This window comes from Delftia sp. DLF01, assembly GCF_014852125.1.
Lineage (GTDB): Bacteria > Pseudomonadota > Gammaproteobacteria > Burkholderiales > Burkholderiaceae_C > Comamonas > Comamonas acidovorans.
Genome location: NZ_JACVAZ010000004.1, coordinates 87,762 through 104,426, shown reverse-complemented (window position 1 = coordinate 104,426; position 16,665 = coordinate 87,762). Strand labels below are relative to the sequence as shown.

At 67.3% G+C, this 16,665-nt stretch carries 12 protein-coding genes and 1 riboswitch; of the genes, 2 read left to right on the top strand and 10 right to left on the bottom strand.

Features of this window, described 5'->3' with window-relative positions:
- Positions 1–40: 40 nt before the first annotated feature.
- From metF to kdpF, 10 genes are all read right to left on the bottom strand, one after another.
- On the bottom strand, positions 41–868 hold the full coding sequence (gene metF, locus IB269_RS21510; protein WP_034397320.1) for a methylenetetrahydrofolate reductase [NAD(P)H]: 828 nt from the start codon (positions 866–868) through the stop codon (positions 41–43).
- Between the two features lie 22 nt (positions 869–890).
- Positions 891–2,093 carry a TlyA family RNA methyltransferase gene (locus IB269_RS21505; protein WP_012207715.1) on the bottom strand — a complete coding sequence of 401 codons (1,203 nt, stop codon included), beginning with the start codon at positions 2,091–2,093 and terminating at the stop codon, positions 891–893.
- Positions 2,094–2,268: 175 nt separating this feature from the next.
- Complete coding sequence (ahcY, locus tag IB269_RS21500; RefSeq protein ID WP_013800445.1) at positions 2,269–3,699, bottom strand: adenosylhomocysteinase; 1,431 nt, start codon at positions 3,697–3,699, stop codon at positions 2,269–2,271.
- Positions 3,700–3,769: 70 nt separating this feature from the next.
- Positions 3,770–3,854, bottom strand: a riboswitch (S-adenosyl-L-homocysteine riboswitch).
- A 7-nt stretch (positions 3,855–3,861) separates the two neighbouring features.
- On the bottom strand, positions 3,862–4,605 hold the full coding sequence (locus IB269_RS21495; RefSeq protein WP_034397322.1) for a response regulator: 744 nt from the start codon (positions 4,603–4,605) through the stop codon (positions 3,862–3,864).
- A 26-nt stretch (positions 4,606–4,631) separates the two neighbouring features.
- On the bottom strand, positions 4,632–7,346 hold the full coding sequence (locus tag IB269_RS21490) for a sensor histidine kinase (protein ID WP_192368256.1): 2,715 nt from the start codon (positions 7,344–7,346) through the stop codon (positions 4,632–4,634).
- Between the two features lie 46 nt (positions 7,347–7,392).
- Positions 7,393–8,271 carry a TorF family putative porin gene (locus IB269_RS21485; protein WP_192368255.1) on the bottom strand — a complete coding sequence of 293 codons (879 nt, stop codon included), beginning with the start codon at positions 8,269–8,271 and terminating at the stop codon, positions 7,393–7,395.
- Between the two features lie 151 nt (positions 8,272–8,422).
- Positions 8,423–10,513, bottom strand: coding sequence for a potassium-transporting ATPase subunit KdpB (gene kdpB, locus IB269_RS21480; RefSeq protein WP_192368254.1), 2,091 nt, complete (start codon positions 10,511–10,513; stop codon positions 8,423–8,425).
- A gap of 3 nt (positions 10,514–10,516) precedes the next feature.
- On the bottom strand, positions 10,517–11,263 hold the full coding sequence (gene kdpC / locus IB269_RS21475) for a K(+)-transporting ATPase subunit C (RefSeq protein WP_192368253.1): 747 nt from the start codon (positions 11,261–11,263) through the stop codon (positions 10,517–10,519).
- Between the two features lie 78 nt (positions 11,264–11,341).
- A complete protein-coding gene (gene kdpA, locus IB269_RS21470; protein ID WP_192368252.1) occupies positions 11,342–13,048 on the bottom strand; it encodes a potassium-transporting ATPase subunit KdpA in 1,707 nt (568 codons plus the stop codon).
- Between the two features lie 114 nt (positions 13,049–13,162).
- On the bottom strand, positions 13,163–13,261 hold the full coding sequence (gene kdpF, locus IB269_RS21465; protein ID WP_034397326.1) for a K(+)-transporting ATPase subunit F: 99 nt from the start codon (positions 13,259–13,261) through the stop codon (positions 13,163–13,165).
- A 207-nt stretch (positions 13,262–13,468) separates the two neighbouring features.
- On the opposite strand from kdpF, the gene IB269_RS21460 reads away from it, so the two are divergent.
- Together IB269_RS21460 and IB269_RS21455 are read left to right on the top strand one after the other, a co-directional pair.
- Positions 13,469–14,866 carry a hypothetical protein gene (locus tag IB269_RS21460; RefSeq protein ID WP_318652178.1) on the top strand — a complete coding sequence of 466 codons (1,398 nt, stop codon included), beginning with the start codon at positions 13,469–13,471 and terminating at the stop codon, positions 14,864–14,866.
- A gap of 146 nt (positions 14,867–15,012) precedes the next feature.
- Positions 15,013–16,641: a peptide chain release factor 3 gene (locus IB269_RS21455; RefSeq protein ID WP_192368250.1), complete on the top strand. Its 1,629-nt coding sequence runs from the start codon at positions 15,013–15,015 to the stop codon at positions 16,639–16,641.
- Positions 16,642–16,665: the final 24 nt, after the last annotated feature.

Below are 16,665 nucleotides of genomic sequence, written 5' to 3'. Positions count from 1 at the left end.
TTCTAGAGGGCCGCCCGGGGCCGGCGCAGTGGCTGCGCGCTCAAAGGCCCAATCGATCGCAGATTTCCAGCGTGGCGACGCTCTGGTTCATCGTATAGAAGTGCAGCCCGGGAGCGCCCTGGCTGCGCAACTGCTCGCATAGACGGGACACGACATCGAGGCCGAAGGCGCGAATGGACGCCGTGTCATCTCCGTAAGCCTGCAGACGCAGGCGGATCCAGCGCGGGATCTCGGCGCCGCAGGCGTCCGAGAAGCGCATCAGCTGCGTAGAGCTGGTGATGGGCATGATGCCGGGAACAACCGGTGCATCAAGCCCCATGCCGCGCGCCGCATCAACGAAACGGCAGTAGGCGTCGGCATTGTAGAAATATTGGGTGATCGCGGAATCCGCGCCAGCGCGCACTTTAGCCGCAAACGCTTCCAGATCGGAATGTGGGGATTTCGCCTGCGGATGGACCTCGGGATAGGCTGCCACCTCGATGTGGAACCAGTCGCCGAACTCGCGGCGGATGAATTCCACGAGGTCGCTGGCGTACTGGAATTCCCCTCCCAGGCCATAGCCGCTGGGCAGGTCGCCGCGCAGCGCGACGATGCGGCGCACGCCCATGGCCTTGAGCTCCTGCAGCTCGGCACGCACCTTGTCGTGCGTGGCGCCCACGCAGGAGAAATGCGATGCCGCGCTGACGCCTTCGCTCTGGATGTCACGCACCATGTTGAAGGTGCCGGCCTGCGTGGAGCCGCCCGCGCCATAGGTGACGGAGCAGAACTGGGGCTTGCGCGCATAGAGGTTCTTGCGCACCTGCACATGCTTGGCCGCGCCTTCGGGCGTCTTGGTCGGGAAGAATTCGAAGCTGATCGGAAAGCTCATGTAAGACTCACTGCTCAGTGTTTCATTCGTTGCGTTTGCGCAGCTTGGCGCGCCCCGGTCCGGGCACGCCGAACTCGGTGCTGGTGTCGATCACACGCTCGTTGCGCTGCTCGCGCAGCACGGTGCGGGACACGCGCTTGGGCGCGGCCGGCTTAGGCGCTGCTTTCACGGCCGAACGGGGTTCGTCCTCGTCCTGCGTTTCAGGCTGTGCAGGCTCCTTCACCACGGCCGCCTGCTGGGCATGCACGAAAAATTCGCGGTTGCCGTCACCGCCTTCGATGGCCGACTCCATCCAGCCCTTGACCTCCAGCCCCAGCTCGCCCAGGCAGGTGCGGATGCGCTGCTCCACCTCGGTGAACAGGGCCGCATCGCGCACGATGCCGCCCTTGCCGACCTGGCCCGGCTGCAGCTCGAACTGCGGCTTGACCAGCATCAGCAGCTGGCCATGCGGCTTGAGCAGGCGCGTGACGGCCGGCAGCACCAGGGTCAACGAGATGAAGGACAGATCGCCCGTGACGAAGTCGAACTGCGGCGTGATGTCCACGTCGGCAAACTCGGCGCGGCGGCGGCGCTGCGTGGCCACCGTGCCTTCTTCCCGGGCCTTGCCCTTGGCCGCGCGCTCGGCCTTGAAGGCCTCGATCTCTTTTTCCTTGGCGTCGTCGCTGTCGTCGTAGTCTTCATCGACCAGACCGCCGTTGCGCATCCAGGCATAGGGCGCCACGGGCTGGGTGTCGTTGTCGTCGGGATCTTCTTCCCAGCGTTCGGACAGCACTTCCTCGCAGGACTCCTGCAGGCCCTCAGCCGTCACCGCGCGGGCGTTGACGCCCTCGACGCAGATCACACGCACATCCGAGCGCAGCCGGTCATGCAACTGGCCGTGGCCCACGTCCACGCCGATGACCTGGGCGGCGCCCGCCTGCAGCAGGCAGTCGGTGAAACCGCCCGTGCTCTGGCCCACGTCCAGGCAGCGCAGGCCCTGCACCGACAGCTTGGTGGCCGCCAGCGCGCCTTCCAGCTTCAGCCCGCCGCGCGAGATGAACCGGGCCTCGGCCCCGTCCAGCAACTGCAGCTCGGCACCCGCAGGAATCTCGTCGCCGTTCTTGGCAACCTTCTTCCAAGGCGTCAGCGGCGTCATGCGCCATTGCACGCCGCCTGCAATCAGCCGCTGCGCCTGCGAGCGCGTGGCCGCATGGCCGGCTTCCACCAAAAATACATCTGCGCGCATAGCGTCGTTCCCAGGAAATCTCTAAACCAATGACGCCAAGCGGCGCCGCACCCCACAACTGGCAGGGCCCAACTCAGGGACACCGAGCAAGGGCCGCCCCGCCGCGAGGGTGTCGTCCCCCTCCCTTGCAAAGCAAGTAGAGAGGGGGAAGCGGCGCAAGCCGCTCAGGGGGTGCTTAATAGCGATAAGTTTCGGGCTTGTAGGGGCCCTGCTTGCTCACGCCGATATAGGCGGCCTGGCCGTCCGTCAGTTCGGTCAGCATGGCGCCGACCTTCTTCAGGTGCAGGCGGGCAACCTTCTCGTCCAGGATCTTGGGCAGCACGTATACCTTGCCGACCTCGTAGGCATCGGGCTTGGTGAACAGCTCGATCTGGGCGATGGTCTGGTTGGCGAACGAGGCGCTCATCACGAAGCTGGGGTGGCCGGTGGCGCAACCCAGGTTCACCAGGCGGCCCTTGGCCAGCAGGATGATCTTCTTGCCGTCAGGGAAGGTGATGTGGTCCACCTGGGGCTTGATCTCTTCCCACTGGTACTGCTCGATGGAGGCGACGTCGATCTCGTTGTCGAAGTGGCCGATGTTGCAGACGATGGCTTCGTTCTTCATGGCCACCATGTGCTCGTGGCGGATGATGTCGCGGTTGCCGGTGGTGGTCACGAAGATGTCGGCCTTGTCGGCTGCCCATTCCATGGTCACGACCTTGTAGCCTTCCATGGCCGCCTGCAGGGCGTTGATGGGATCGATCTCGGTGACCCAGACCTGGGCCGACAGCGCGCGCAGCGCCTGGGCGCAGCCCTTGCCCACGTCGCCGTAGCCGGCCACCACGGCAACCTTGCCGGCGATCATCACGTCGGTGGCGCGCTTGATGCCGTCCACCAGCGATTCACGGCAGCCGTAGAGGTTGTCGAACTTGCTCTTGGTGACGGAGTCATTGACGTTGATGGCGCGGAACTTCAGCGTGCCCTTGGCCGACATCTCGTTGAGGCGGTGCACGCCGGTCGTGGTCTCTTCGGTCACGCCGATGATGTGGGCGCTCTTGCGCGTGTACCAGGTGGGGTCCTGGGCCAGCTTGGCGCGGATGGCGGCGAAGGCGATCTTCTCTTCTTCGGAGGCGGGGTTGTCCAGCACGGACAGGTCCTTTTCGGCGCGCATGCCCAGGTGCAGCAGCATGGTGGCGTCGCCCCCGTCGTCCAGGATCATGTTGGGGCCTTCGCCTTCGGTGCCGGCGGCGCCGAATTCAAAGATGCGGTGGGTGTAGTCCCAGTAGTCGGCCAGCGATTCGCCCTTGATGGCGAACACGGGCGTGCCGGTTTCCGCGATGGCGGCAGCAGCGTGGTCCTGCGTCGAGAAGATGTTGCACGACGCCCAGCGCACTTCGGCGCCCAGGGCCTTGAGCGTCTCGATCAGCACGGCCGTCTGGATGGTCATGTGCAGCGAGCCGGTGATGCGCGCGCCCTTGAGGGGCTGGGCAGCGGCGAATTCCTCGCGCGTGGCCATCAGGCCGGGCATTTCGGTTTCGGCGATCAGGATTTCCTTGCGGCCCCAGGCAGCGAGGGAAATGTCAGCGATGGCCGTGTCGGCGGAAACGGGACGAACAGCAGCGTTCATGGTTTTCTCCAAAAGATGAATGAAAAACCACGTTCTGCGGGAGACGAAAAAAAGCTCACCGCACAGAAAGCGTGGGCGAGCGTCGTTGCAGGTATGACTCCGAGCCTCGCGACCACGCCTGATGTGTGGGGGCCGCTGCAACGCTCCTCGGAGAGGCGCCGATTATACCGATCCCGGGGATGCCTCACCGCCCAGCCCCACAAGCCGGTAGCCCACCTGCAGCTCGGTCACCAGGTGGCGCGGCTGGGCCGGCTCGTCCTCGATCTTCTGGCGCAGATTGGCCATGTGCACGCGCAGGTAGTGGGCGCGGCTCAGGTACTCGGGGCCCCAGACCTGCAGCAGCAGCTGGCGGTGGGTCATCACACGGCCCTGCGCGGCAATCAGGGCCGCCAGCAGGCGGAATTCGATGGGCGTGAGGTGCACCGGCTGCCCCGCGCGCCGCACCTCATGCGTGGCCAGGTCCACCTGCACCGGGCCGAAGTGCACCTTGCTGGACGCGGCGGTGCCGCCCGCCCCACCAGCGGCGCCCAGCTGCTGGCGGCGGCGCAGCATCACGCGCAGCCGGGCCAGCAGCTCGGGCACGCCGAAGGGCTTGACCAGGTAGTCGTCGGCGCCGGCATCCAATGCGGCCACCTTCTCGTCCTCACGCTCGCGCGCGGAGAGCACGAGCACGGGCACGGAGGACCACCCGCGCAGCTCGGTCAGGACCTGCTTGCCATCGGCGTCCGGCAGGCCCAGGTCGAGGATGACCAGGTCGGGCTGGCGGCTGGCGGCCTCGATCAGGCCACGGCGCGCGCTGTCGGCCTCGAAGACCTGCCAGCCTTCGTCTTCCAGCACCAGGCGCACGAAGCGGCGGATGCCGGGATCGTCCTCGATCATCAGGATGCGGTTGGCGGGCGTGCTCATGGGGGGCTTTCGTGCATGGCGGGACTCTAATCCAGCGCAGGCTGCTCGGGCACGGGAAAGCGCAGCGTGAAGATAGTGCCCGGGCCGGGCCGCGCGGGGGCAGCCTCGATGCGCCCGCCATGCGCCTCGACAATGCTGCGCACCAGCGCCAGTCCCAGGCCGATGCCCGAGACGGTGGACTCGGCCGTGCCGCGCGTGAAGGGCTCGAACAGCGTCTCCACCGGCAGATGCGATGGCAGGCCTGGCCCGCCATCGCGCACGGACAGCAGCAGTTCGCCATCCTGCACACGCGCACTGATGGCCAGCGGCGTGCCGGCCGGCGTGTACTTGGCGGCGTTGTCCAGCAGGTTGACCAGCACGCGCTCCATGAGCAGGGCATCGAGCTGCAGCAGCGGCAGGCTGGCGGGCACGTCGGTGCTCACAAGATGCTGGCCCAGGCGCGCGCGCATCTGGCGCAGCGCGCTGCCCACCACTTCGTCCAGCGGCAGCCATTCGCGCTGCAGGTGCACGCCGCCTTGCTGCAGGCGCGCCATGTCCAGCAGGTTCTCCACCAGGCGCTGCATGGCCTGCGCCTGGATGCGGACCTGCTCCAGCATGTCGGCCGCGCCGCCCGGCGGCACATGGCGCTGCGCGGCCTCGGCCGCGCCCAGGATGGTGGTCAGCGGGGTGCGCAGGTCGTGCGAGACGGCCGACAGCAGGGTGTTGCGCATGCGCTCGCCCTCCATGGCGATCTGGGTCTGCTGGGCCACGGCCACGAAGTGCTGACGCTCCAGCGCCAGCGCCACCTGGCTGGCACAGGCCTCCAGCAGGCGCTGCTCCTCGGGCACCTCCAGGCGCTGCGGCGCGCGCAGCTGCAGCACCAGCACGCCGCGCATGCGCACGGGTGCCGCCAGCGGCACATAGCGGGCCGGTGCGGCCGGCAGCGTGTCCGTGCCCTGGCCGGCCTGCTGGCCATGGTCCATGGCCCAGCGCGCAATGCTGTCGTCCATGGGGCAGGGGCCGCCGCCCGCGGGCCGCAGGCGCTCGTCGGCATCGGGCAGCAGCAGCCCGGCCTGGGCGTCGAACACGCCCGAGACCGTGCGCAGCGCGATCTCCACCACCTGCTCCTGCGTGAGCGCGCCCGACAGGTCGCGCGCCAGCCGTGCCAGGGCGCCCGCGCGGCGCTCGCGCTCGGCCGCCACGCGCGCCTCGTGGCGCAGCCGCGCCATGAGCTGGCCGCAGACCAGGGCCACGCCCAGCATCAGCACGAAGGTGAACAGGTATTGCGTGTCGTTGACATGAAAGGAGCCGCGCGGCGGCACGAAGAAGTAGTCGAAGCACAGTACCGACAGCAGCGCGGCCCAGGCACCGGGCCCCCGCCCCCAGCGCAGGGAGGAGAGCACGACGATGAGCAGGAACAGCATGACCACGTTGGCCGGGTCGAAGACGCGCAGCAGCTGCTCGGCCAGCGCCGTGGCGGCCAGGCAGGCCAGGGTGACGCCGGCATAGCCCTTCCACGGCAGCGGTGCGCGCCGCGGCAGCGCGGAAGTCGCGGCAGGAGCGGCCTCGGTCCGGGCCGCGCTGGAGCCGCCGGAGAGCACCAGCACATCGATATCGGGATGCAGGTGCGTGATGCGGTCGGGCAGGCTGCGCGTCCACCAGCGCCAGGGCGACCAGGCCGGGCGTGGCGGCTGGGCCAGCACCAGGCGGCTGGCGTTGCGCTCGCGCGCGAAGGCGACCAGGGCCTCGGCCACATCGGCGCCCGGCAGCGTGGCCGTCTCGGCGCCCAGGCGCGCGGCCAGGGCCAGGGTCTTGAGCACGGCGGCCTGCACGCTGCGCGGGCGGTGCTGGCGCTCGGGGGCGTCCACGTAGACCACCATCCAGTCCGCATCGAGCCGGCGCGCCATGCGCGCGACCTGGCGCACCAGCGCGTCGTCGCCCGCGCGGCCGGCCACCGCCACCAGCAGGCGCTCGCGCGCAGGCCAGACCGTGCCTATGGAGCGCTCGCGCCGGTAGTCGCGCATGTCCTCGTCCACGCGGTCGGCTGTGCGGCGCAGCGCCAGTTCGCGCAGCGCCAGCAGGTTGCCACGGCGAAAGAAATTGCGCGAGGCCCGCTCGGCCTGCTCCAGCATGTAGACCTTGCCGTCCTTCAACCGGCGCAGCAGCTCGTCGGGCGAGATGTCGACGACGATGACCTCGTCGGCATCGTCGAAGATCTGGTCGGGCACGGTCTCGCGCACCGTGATGCCGACGATGCCGCCCACCACGTCGTTCAGGCTTTCCAGGTGCTGCACGTTGATCGTGGTCCAGACATCGATGCCTGCGTCCAGCAACTCCTGCACGTCCTGCCAGCGCTTGGGATGGCGCGAACCCGGCGCATTGCTGTGCGCCAGTTCATCGAGCAGCAGCACGCGCGGCCGCCGCGCGAGCGCCGCATCCAGGTCGAACTCGCGCAGCGTCCGCCCCTGGTGCGGCAGCTCGCGCAGCGGCAGTTGCTCCAGGCCATGCAGCTGCTGCGCCGTTTCCTTGCGGCCATGGGTTTCCACGAGTCCCACCAGAACCTCGCGGCCCCCCTGGCGTTCGCGCTGAGCGGCGGCCAGCATGGCGTAGGTCTTGCCCACGCCTGCATTCGATCCGAAGTAGATGCGCAGCTTGCCCCTGCCCGCCTGCGCCTGCTCATGGCGCAGGCGCGCGACCAGGGCATCGGGATCGGGGCGCGGCAGGCCGGGCGAAGCCGGGTCGGCAGAGGGCGAAATGGGCATGGTTCTCAGCCTAGCACCAGGGCGTGCTCAAACACCAGAAGGACGCCTAGAACGCAGCCGACAGCGACAGCACCCAGCCGCTGCGCCCCAGGCTTTGCATCTGGCCCGCCGCGTTGGCCGCGCGGTAGTAGCGCGTGTCGGCCGAGGTGCCGGCCCAGGCCAGCGTGGCCGTCCACGGTCCCCAGCTGCGGGCCAGCGAGACGCGCCAGTCGGCATATGACAGTTCGCTGTAGTTGCGCACCTGCGTGTGGCCGGCATGCAGGCCCAGCACGGCCCAGTCGCCCAACGGGTGCTGGTAGTTCAGGTCCAGATAGCTGCTGCCGCGTGAGCTGCCGCTGCCGGGAAGCGCCTCGGCAAAGGCCGTGGCCGCCGTGCTGTCGCGCAGCCCGAAGTAAGGCGTGAGCGCCAGCGACCATTTGGCGCTGAAGCCGCCGTTGGTGACGCCCAGATAGGCCTCGGTGGTGTCGTAGCGCACGCCGCCGCTGCCATCCCCGCGGGGCACGCGCGCGCCGGGGTAGTTGTAGTGCAGCAGGCCGATGTCGCCCGTCCAGCCCGGCAGCAGCTCGGTACGCCAGCCGCCGTACAGGTCCAGCTCCAGCGCGCGGCCATCCAGATAGCTGTGGCGCGACACGCTGGAGCCGGACACGCCCAGGTAGGCGCCGCGCGGCAACGACAGCTCCAGCCCGCCCTGCAGCGCCGGCCCCATCCAGCTTTGCGAGATGCCACGGAAACGGTAGTCGCTGAGCAGCGTCACGCTGCCGGTGAGGGCGTAGGCGGGTGCGGACGGTTCCGCAGGCGCGGCGCTGGCGGAGCTGACGGGAGATGTCTCGGCATGAGACTGCGCATGGCAGGACGCCCCAGTCAGCGACAGCAGCGCGACCCAGGGGAAGCACCGCCACGTCGCTTGAGAAGAAAAAAAACTCATATGGATGTTTCAGAGATATCAAATGGAAATCAGCAGCCCATGAAACCGGCGCGCCCCAAAGCGAGGGACACCGAGGAAGGGCCGCCCCGCCCCGAGGGTGTCGTCCCCCTCCCTTGCGAAGCAAGTAGAGAGGGGGAAGGCGCGAAGCGACTCAGGGGGTGCCCCAGCCCAGAGCTACCAGCAGCATGTCGATCAGCTTGATGCCGATGAAGGGAACGACCAGGCCACCCAGGCCGTAGATCAGCAGGTTGCGCCGCAGCAGGGCCGAGGCGCCGATGGCGCGGTAGGGCACGCCGCGCAGGGCCAGCGGTATCAGCACGATGATGATCAGCGCGTTGAAGATCACGGCACTCAGGATGGCCGAGCCCGGGCTGGCCAGCCCCATGACGTTGAGCGCCGACAGCTGCGGATAGGTGCCCACGAAGGCGGCCGGGATGATGGCGAAGTACTTGGCCACGTCGTTGGCCACGCTGAAGGTGGTCAGCGCGCCGCGCGTCATCAGCATCTGCTTGCCGGTCTCCACGACCTCGATGAGCTTGGTCGGGTTGCTGTCCAGGTCCACCATGTTGCCGGCCTCCTTGGCCGCCTGGGTGCCGCTGTTCATGGCCACGGCCACGTCGGCCTGGGCCAATGCGGGCGCGTCATTGGTGCCGTCGCCGGTCATGGCCACCAAGCGGCCTGCGGCCTGGTGTTCGCGGATCAGGCGCAGCTTGTCCTCGGGCGTGGCTTCGGCCAGGTAGTCGTCCACGCCGGCCTCGGCCGCAATGGCCGCCGCCGTGAGCGGGTTGTCGCCCGTGATCATCACGGTCTTGATGCCCATGCGGCGCAGCTCGGCAAAGCGTTCGCGTATGCCGTGCTTGACCACGTCCTTGAGCTCGATCACGCCCAGCACGCGGGCACCGTCGGCCACGACCAGCGGCGTGCTGCCGCGCCGTGACACATCCTCCACCACCTTGAGCATGGCGGGCGGGAACTGGCCGCCCAGGGATTCAACGTGGCGGCGCACGGCGTCGGCCGCGCCCTTGCGCAGGCTGCGCGTGGCGCCGTCCGGCTGGGGCATGTCCACGCCGCTCATGCGCGTCTGGGCCGTGAAGGGCACGAAGACCGCATGCAGCGTGGCCAGGTCGCGCTCGCGCAGGCCATGCATCTCCTTGGCCAGCACGACCACGCTGCGGCCTTCAGGCGTCTCGTCGGCCAGCGAGGCCAGCTGCGCCGCATCCACCAGCTGCGCGGCCGTCACGCCGGGCGCGGGCAGGAACTCGCTGGCTTGGCGGTTGCCCAGCGTGATGGTGCCGGTCTTGTCCAGCAGCAGCACGTCCACGTCGCCGGCCGCCTCCACGGCGCGGCCCGAGGTGGCAATCACGTTGGCCTGCATCATGCGGCTCATGCCCGCCACGCCAATGGCCGATAGCAGGCCTCCGATGGTGGTCGGGATCAGGCACACCAGCAGGGCGACCAGCACCGTCAGGCCCACGACCTGGCCGCTGCCCGTCAGCTCCACCGCAAAGGACGAATAGGGCCGCAGCGTAACGATGACCAGCAGGAACAGCAGCGTCAGCCCGACCAGCAAAATGGTCAGCGCCAGCTCGTTGGGCGTCTTGTGGCGGCGGGCCGACTCCACCATGGAGATCATGCGATCGAGGAAGGACTCACCGGGATTGACGGTGATCTGCACCACCAGCCAGTCCGACAGCACGCGCGTGCCGCCCGTGACCGAAGAGAAGTCACCACCAGCCTCGCGGATCACGGGGGCCGATTCGCCGGTGATGGCGCTCTCGTCCACCGAGGCCACGCCCTCGATCACGGTGCCGTCCAGCGGCACGGTGTCGCCGGCCTCCACCAGCACCCACATGCCTGAACGCAGTTCTTCGGCACCCACGGGATGCCAGCGGCTCTGGTAGTTGGCCTGCTCCAGCTTCTTGGCGACGGTGCTGCGCTTCATGCTGCGCAGGCTGGCGGCCTGGGCACGGCTGCGCCCCTCGGCCAGCGCCTCCGCAAAGTTGGCGAACAGCACGGTGAACCACAGCCACAGCGCAATCGCCAGGATGAAGCCCGCAGGCGCTTCGCCTTCGCCCGCCAGGGCCTGGGCCCAGAGCAGGCTGGTGAAGATGGCGCCCAGGTAGACCACGAACATCACCGGGTTGCGCCATTGCGCGCTGGGTGCCAGCTTGCGGACGGAGTCACCCAGCGCCTGGCGCACCAGCGAAGGATCGAACAGGGACAAAGCAGTTTTGCGCGACATGGCTTACTCCTTGGCGGCATGGACTGCCGCAGGCTGCAGCGTCGCGGCCGAAAGATCGTCCAGCGCCAGGTTCATCTGCAGCACGTTCACGCGCGGCTCGCCCAGCAGGCCCAGCACGCGCGGCTCCACCTGCTGGCGCAGCAGTTCCTGGACCTTGGCCACGGGCAGCTGGCGCTCGCGGGCTACGCGCGGCAGTTGTAGCTCGGCATTGGCCACCGAGATGTGCGGGTCCAGGCCGGAGGCCGAGGCCGTCACGGCATCCACAGGCACCGCAGCATCTGCAGCCAGGCCATTGAGTTCGCGGTAGGCCGCCACGCGCGCCGCCACGGACTCCTTGAGCGCCGCATGGGTCGACCCCTGGTTGGTGGCGGCCGACAGCGCAGCGTTGTAGGGCGCGGCCACCGTGGCATCGGCCTTGTCGGGGTCGGGCGCCGTGGTGGCGCTGGGCCGGCCCTGGAAATAGCGCGGCGAGGCGAACTCCTGCCCGATCAGGGCCGAGCCCACGACCGAGCCCTGGCGCATGACCAGGCTGCCATTGGCGGCCTTGGGAAACGCAGCCTGGGCCACGAGCGTGGTGACCAGCGGATAGGCCAGGCCCGTGACCACGGCGACGAACAGCGCCGACCGCAGGCTGGGGCCGAACAGCGAGCGCAGCCCGCCAGGAACGGCCTGCGCTTGGGCCTGCGTTTGAGCCTGCGCATCAGCGCGCAGCACCGGCAAGGGGCCGGAAGTATGTGTTTGAACTTGCATCTCGAAACCTCCGCCGCACGGCCCTGCCAAGGCAGAACCGGCGGCCAAGAAAAAAACGGGCTCAGCTGGCTCAGGGATTCAGGGGTAGACCTGTCCTGACAGCATCTGCAGCTGCTCGACCACCGGCCCCAGGGCCAGCGAAGGCAGGAAAGTCAGCCCGCCGACCACGACCACCACGAAGACCAGCAGCCCCATGAACAGCGGCGTGGCCGTCGGGAAGGTGCCCGGCCCCGCAGGCACGGTGGGCTTGGCCGCCAGGCTGCCGGCCAGGGCCAGCATGGGCAGCAGCGTCAGATACCGGCCCGCCAGCATGGCCAGGCCGATGGTGGTGTTGAAGAACGGCGTGTTCGCATTCAGGCCCGCAAAGGCCGAACCGTTGTTGGCCGTGCCCGAGGCATAGGCATAGAGCACCTCCGAGAAGCCATGCGGCCCCCGGTTGGCCAGGCTGGCCAGCGTGTCGGGCCAGACCGCCGCCAGCGCCGTGAAGCCCAGGACGGAGATGGGGTGCGCCATCACGGCCAGCATCACCAGCTTGATCTCGCGCGCCTCGATCTTCTTGCCCAGGAACTCGGGCGTGCGGCCGATCATCATGCCGGCCAGGAAGACCGTGAGGATGGCGTACTGCAGCAGGTTGATCAGGCCCACGCCGTCGCCGCCGAACACACAGTTGAGCATCATCTGCGCCAGCGGCACCAGCCCGCCCAGCGGCGTCAGCGAGTCATGCATGGCATTGACCGAGCCTGTGGTCGCGGCCGTGGTCGTGGCCACGAACAGCGCCGTGTCGGCGATGCCGAAGCGCAGCTCCTTGCCCTCCATGTTGCCGCCCGCCTGGGTGGCACTGATCTGCTGGTCGGCACCTGCGGCCGTCAGCAGCGGATTGCCTGCCTGCTCGGCCGTGAACACCAGCGCCAGAAAGCCCACGAACATCACCAGGCAGGCGCCGAACAGCACCCAGCCCTGGCGGCGGCGCAGCAGCATGGAGCCAAAGGCATAGGTCATGGCCGAGGGAATCAGCAGCATGCCCAGGATGTGGATGGCATTGGTCAGCGGCGTGGGGTTCTCGAACGGATGGGCCGCGTTCATGCCGAAGAAGCCGCCGCCGTTGGTGCCGATGTGCTTGATGCTCTCCAGGCTGGCCACGGGGCCCAGCAGGATCTGCTGGCGCGCGCCCTCCAGCGTCGTCGCCCAGACCTGGCCATCCAGCGCCTGCGGCACGCCCTGCCACACATAGACCAGGGCCACCACAAAGCTCAGCGGCAGCATCACGCGCCACAGCACGCGCACATAGTCCACCCAGTAGTTGCCCAGGTCCGATGCACTGGAGCGCGCCAGGCCGCGGATGAAGCCCGCAGCCGCGACCACACCCGTGATAGCACCCGCAAACATCATGAAGGTAATGGCCACCATCTGCGTGGCGTTGGACAGGCTGCTCTCGCCCGAATACGCCTGCCAGTTGGTGTTGGTCACAAAGGACGCGGCCGTGTTGAAGGCCAGGTCCGGCGTCTGCGCCGCATTGCCCAGCGCATTCAGCGGCAGCCAGCCCTGCGCGCGCAGCAGCGCATAGCCCAGCAGCAGCATGGCGCCGTTGGACAGCAGCAGCGCCAGCCCGTAGCGCTGCCAGCCCATGCGCTCGGCCGGGTTCACGCCCAGGGCGCGAAAGCTTAGCCGTTCGATCCAGGCATGGTGCTCACTCGTGAAGCAGCGTGCCAGCCACTGCCCCATGGGCACGGCCAGCGCCGTCATCAACAGCAGCACCAGTGCGAATTCCATCCAGGTCAACCACATGGCGGTCTCCTTTCAGGCAGTCAAATCCGGCCCAGCGCTGCCACGAAGGCCAGCAGGCCCCCGAAGCAACCCAGGCTCAGGGCGATAAAGATCAGGTCTTGCATCTGCGCCACCTCAGAACTGCTCGGGCCGCAGCAAGGCGTATCCCAGGTAGACAAACAGAGCCAGAGCGCCCAAGGCGCCCAGCCATCCGGTGATTTCGGTCAGGGTCATAGGAATTTCTCCCGCATCGGCACCGCTTGGAGGCACCTGTTGTTGCGATGGGGAAAACTCTAGGGCCGGGGCTGTCAAAAGCGGATTGAGATTGCGGCATGCCGTATCAAGACGGCATCAAGATGTCCACCGATGCCTCTTATCGAATGGTTCAGAACCCCGCCCTTCACGCTCTGCCATCCCACCCTTATGACCCCTGCACTCCCAGTGAAAAACACTTCCACGACAGGCCAGGCAACCGACGGCAGGACTTTCCTTCGTTTCTGGGGTTTGCTCAGCCTCCTGTACCTGGGATGGCTGCTAATCTTCTGGCCCGGCGTGCTGGGCGAGGACAGTGCGGCCGTCCTCATGGAAGTGGACAACCCGGACAAATTCCGCTCCGGCAAAGGGGTGCTGTGGTACTACTTCATCCGTCTCACCTACGGCGCCACCCACTTGGTGGAAGTACCCATCATCGCGTTGATATTGCTGTGCGCCATGTTCTTCGCCCGAATGCTGGCCTGGTACTGGACCTCGCGGCACCGCGCGCTGTGCGTCTTTCTGCTGCTCTTCATCTGCGCGGCGCCGCACATGGTCTATTTCACAGGCACGCTGTACCCGGACGCCATCTTCGCCGTGGCTTCTTGCGCGCTGCTGTTCGAGCTCTGGCTGCTGTGCAGCCGGCGCCAGCACAGTCGGGCATCCCTGGCCGTGATTGCCCTTGCCTTGCCCTTCGCCGTGTTCGTGCGCGCCAACGGGATCGTTTTCCTGGCACCTGCCATGCTGGCCCTGTTTCTCGCCGACCGCCGCAGCCGCTGGTATCTCGGGACCATCATCGCGTTCTGGTGCGCCACGGTCTATGCAGGAACCCAATTGCACAAATCGACCGCGCAAAGCGCCACGGATTCACTGGTCCTCTTCGAGACCGTCAAGCTGCTCCAGCCCAGGGCCATGAACGATCTATGGCAAAAGCAGCCCCTCATGAACGACCCTTGGGTACTGCAGGAGCCCAAGCTTTCCGCGCGCACCCTGGAAATCCTCGACAGCTACCGCCCCCGGGAGCTGATGCTCACCTACTCGGACCCAGCCTACTGGGACATGCTGGTGTTCCATCCGTCAGGCCCCCAGCTCTTCGGGCTGCCCGAGGACCAGCGCAAGGAACTGGTGCAGGAATTCTTCCGCTACAACCTGTGGCACAACCTGCCGGACGTGGTGGCCAGCCGTGTGAACGTTTTTTTGGCTGCGGCGCTTGCGCAGGGTGGATTTCCTGCGCTCGACTATGCGCAATACGTCCTGAAGCGCACCCAGACACAGTCGCAGATGCGCCGGCTCGGGCTGGACCAGGCAGAACAGGCACTGCGCGCCGTGCACAGATATAGCTACGCGTGGCGGTGGCTGCTGTGGACACCTTGGCTGGGCATGGGCCTGCTGGCCTTGCTGCTGTGGCGCAGTTGCCGCGGCAAGGACCTGCCAGCCCTGCTTGTGACAATTCCCTTAGCGTTTCAACTGGCAGGTATCGCTGCATTCGCTTCGGCAGGCGAATATCGTTACTTACTGCTTTTCTTCACCATGCCGCTGGTACTCATTCCCATAATGATTTCGTCAGCGCACGAAAACAGGTCGTAACAGCCCCCAGGCGGCAGGTCAATGCATGGGCCAATCAGGGACACCGTGTAAAAGCCATCTTTTGCCCACGCTCTGTAAAATGCGCCGATTCGCCACGGGTGCCAGACACCCGTGCGCTCTCGACAGCCCATCTCCTGGATTTCCCCTTGACTTACGCCCTGGAAACCCGGCGCCGCCGGACTTTTGCCATCATTTCCCACCCCGACGCGGGCAAGACCACGCTGACCGAAAAGCTGCTGCTGTTCTCGGGCGCGATCCAGATCGCGGGCGCCGTCAAGGGCCGCAAGGCCAGCCGCCATGCCACCTCCGACTGGATGGAAATCGAAAAGCAGCGCGGCATCTCGGTGGCCAGCTCGGTCATGCAGATGAGCTACCGCGACCATGTGGTCAACCTGCTCGACACGCCCGGCCACAAGGACTTCTCGGAAGACACCTACCGCGTGCTCACGGCCGTGGACTCGGCGCTGATGGTGATCGACGCCGCCAACGGCGTGGAATCGCAGACCCGCCGCCTGATCGAGGTCTGCCGCCAGCGCGACACGCCCATCATCACCTTCGTCAACAAGATGGACCGCGAAGTGCGCGATCCGCTGGACATCCTCGACGAAGTCGAGCGCGAACTGGGCATGCCCTGCTGCCCCGTCACCTGGCCCGTGGGCCAGGGCCGGCAGTTCGGCGGCATCATCAACCTGCTCACCCAGACCATGACGGTGTTCCAGCCCGGCAGCGAACGCCGCCCGCAGGACTTCGAGGCCATTCCCCTGGCCGAGGCCGACAAGCTGCGCGCGCGCTTCGGCCAGTCCTTCGACGATGCGCTGGAAAGCATGGAACTGGCCCAGGGCGCCTCGGCACCCTGGGACCACGAGGCCTTCCTGGCAGGCAAGCTCACGCCGGTCTTCTTCGGCTCCGGCGTGAACAACTTCGGTGTCATGGAAGTGCTGGATGCCGTGGTCGACATGTCGCCCCCGCCCGGCCCCCGCAAAAGCTCGCTGCTGGTCAACAAGCAGCCTGTGGAAAAGATCATCCAGCCCGAGGACGAAGGCTTCTCCGGCGTGGTCTTCAAGGTCCAGGCCAACATGGATGCCAACCACCGCGACCGCATCGCCTTCGTGCGCGTGGCCTCGGGCAAGTACACACCCGGCATGAAGATGAAGGTCCAGCGCACAGCCAAGGAGCTGCGCCCCACCTCGGTCGTGACCTTCATGAGCCAGCGCCGCGAAGCCGTGGAAGAAGCCTATGCGGGCGACATCATCGGCTTCACCACGCACGGCGGCGTGCAGCTGGGCGACACCATTACCGACGGTACCAACTTGCAATTCACGGGCCTGCCCTTCTTCGCCCCTGAAATGTTCATGACCGTGGTGCTCAAGAACCCGCTGCGCACCAAGCAGCTGCAGCAGGGCCTGATGCAGCTGGGCGAGGAAGGCGCCATCCAGGTCTTCAAGCCCGAGGCCGGCGGCAACATGCTGCTGGGCGCCGTGGGCCAGTTGCAGTTCGAAGTCGTCCAGCACCGCCTGAACGCCGAATACGACTGCGACATCCGCCTGGAAGGCTGCCAGTACACCGGCGCCCGCTGGATCACGGCCGACACCCCGGCCGAACTGCGCGAGTTCGAGAATGCCTATCCGCTGCGCATGGCACGTGACGCGGCGGACACGCTGGCCTACCTGTGCACCTCGCCCTATGACGTGCGCCTGGCCCAGGAGCGGTTCCCGAAAATCCATTTCCACCCGCTGCGCGAGCATGCAGGACTGGCGTTGCAATCCGGAAACTGAGCACAGGCAAGCCAGACGACAGGC